The 2,079-nt window shown below is 47.8% G+C and carries 2 protein-coding genes; one reads left to right on the top strand and one right to left on the bottom strand.

Going from position 1 to position 2,079, the window contains the following annotated elements:
- Window positions 1-508: ion transporter (locus tag ABYW01_RS20200; protein ID WP_372836250.1), on the top strand; the 508-nt coding region annotated here is incomplete at its 5' end.
- A 93-nt stretch (window positions 509-601) separates the two neighbouring features.
- Here the strand turns inward: ABYW01_RS20200 and ABYW01_RS20195 are convergent.
- Window positions 602-2,079 (bottom strand): PAS domain-containing methyl-accepting chemotaxis protein (locus tag ABYW01_RS20195; protein ID WP_372836249.1); only part of this gene is annotated, 1,478 nt, incomplete at its 5' end.

Below are 2,079 nucleotides of genomic sequence, written 5' to 3'. Positions count from 1 at the left end.
GGTGGGTCGCTTGATTCGTATCTTCCGGGTACTGAGGATGGTCTCTATCGTGCCGGAACTAAGGTTGCTGCTGAATTCCCTGATCAAAGCGTTACCGCAGCTGGGATATGTGATTCTGTTGATGTTTATTATTTTCTACATCTACGCAGCTGTGGGGGCGTCATTTTTTGTCGATATCAATCCCGTGCTCTGGGGTGATATATCCATTGCGATGCTGACATTGTTTCGGGTGATGACATTCGAAGACTGGACCGACGTTATGTACGAGACAATGGAGGTCTATCCCTTCAGCTGGCTGTTCTATCTGACGTTCATTTTCCTGACAACCTTCGCGTTTCTGAACATGGTGATCGGGATTGTGGTGAACGTGATGGAAAACGAACACGCAGAAGAGGAGCGGGAAAAAGCAATCGCTGAAGGCCAGATAACTATTGATGATCTTTCAAATCAGATCAATGAGTTAAAGGCTCTTATTGAAGCCCAATCTAAAGAAAAAGATAGAGTTTGAGCGCAAGCACACATCACTTCTGTAACGTTTAGATTCTATAAAAAAGCCCCGGTTAGCAGATTGCTATCGGGGCTTTTTCGTATTCAATCGACGCTATTTTTCGAAAGCCTGAACCATTGAATCCAGCTGCCCCATAAGCTTATGTAATTCAAGACTGGCTTCGCTGGTCTGGCGAGAGGCCTTGCGATTTTCGCCTGACAAATCGCGGATCGAACTAATGTTTTGATGGACATCAGATACCACCGCAGTTTGTTCCTCTGATGCCGTCGCAATCTGTGTGCAGCGGTCAGACACTTCAGCCATCATGCTTTGTACATTTACAAACGCATCGTCTGTTTTCCGTGTAGCCAGTAAGACATTAGCGGTTTCTTTTTCGCTTTCCTGCATGATTTGAACGTTTTTGTTCACGGCACTCTGAACATGTTCTACGACCGCTTTAATTTCTTGTGTAGAGTTTTGTGTACGGACCGCGAGTGTTCGTACTTCGTCAGAAACCACAGCAAATCCACGACCATGCTCGCCTGCCCTCGCCGCTTCGATGGCAGCATTCAAAGCCAGCAGATTTGTCTGGTCAGCAATATCGTTGATCACCGACAATACGTTACCGATCTCATCAGCCTGCGATTGCAGCTCCTTAGAGGTAATCGCCGCCAGCTTGACCTGTTTCTCCAGTGCTTCGGTATTCTTAATCACTTCTTGTAGCGCGGTACGTCCATCTTCTGTGACCGAGCAGGCATTTTGGCTGACCTGAGACGTTTGCTGTGTGTTCAGCGCAATCTCTTCAGTCGCACTTGCCATCTGGCCTACGGCACTGGCAACCTGATCAGTTTCGTTATCCTGCCGACTAAGCCCGTTGTCGGTATTCTTAATTGCGTTATCAGTCAGACCAACCGCACTTCTGATTGTCTGGTTGATATCCGCCAATCGTCCCAGCACAGTACGGTTACGCGCATCCTGCATGGTCATTGCCAGCTGAATGTCGCCAAGCTCATCACTGGAATCACAATAGATCAGCTTGATCAGAGAGTTTGACGCAATATTCTGTGCGGTGCTTTTAAGAGCTGAGATCTTCCGTGTACGCCAGCTCCAGACAGAGGCTACCGATATCCCCGTTATCGCGGTAACCACCGCAGAGGCAATCGGTCCTTGCAGAAGATAACTCGCAACACTACCAACAGCCACCAGCCCTACAGAGGCTAGTAATGCAGACGTATTAACTTTGCTTTGGCTGAGCAAGCGATTGAGCTTACCTTGAGTGATCAAAGCATAGATGGACTCAGCTTTTCTCTTCTGCTTATCGGATGGGCGCGTACGAACAGACTGATAGCCAACTTTGACGCCATTTTCGTACAGCGGCGTAACGTACGCATCAACCCAGTAGTGATCACCATTAGCGCAACGGTTTTTAACGATGCCGCGCCAGGCATGATCGTTTTTTAGAGAGTCCCACAGATTGCCGAATGCCTCTTTAGGCATATCTGCGTGTCGGACGATGTTGTGAGGTTTGTTTTGAAGCTGTTCGAGAGAAAAGCCGGAAACACTACAAAAGGCATCATTTGCATATAGGATCT

It is taken from the genome of Pontibacterium sp. (assembly GCF_041587635.1).
Lineage (GTDB): Bacteria > Pseudomonadota > Gammaproteobacteria > Pseudomonadales > Balneatricaceae > Pontibacterium.
This window is presented reverse-complemented; position numbering and strand designations above follow the sequence as displayed.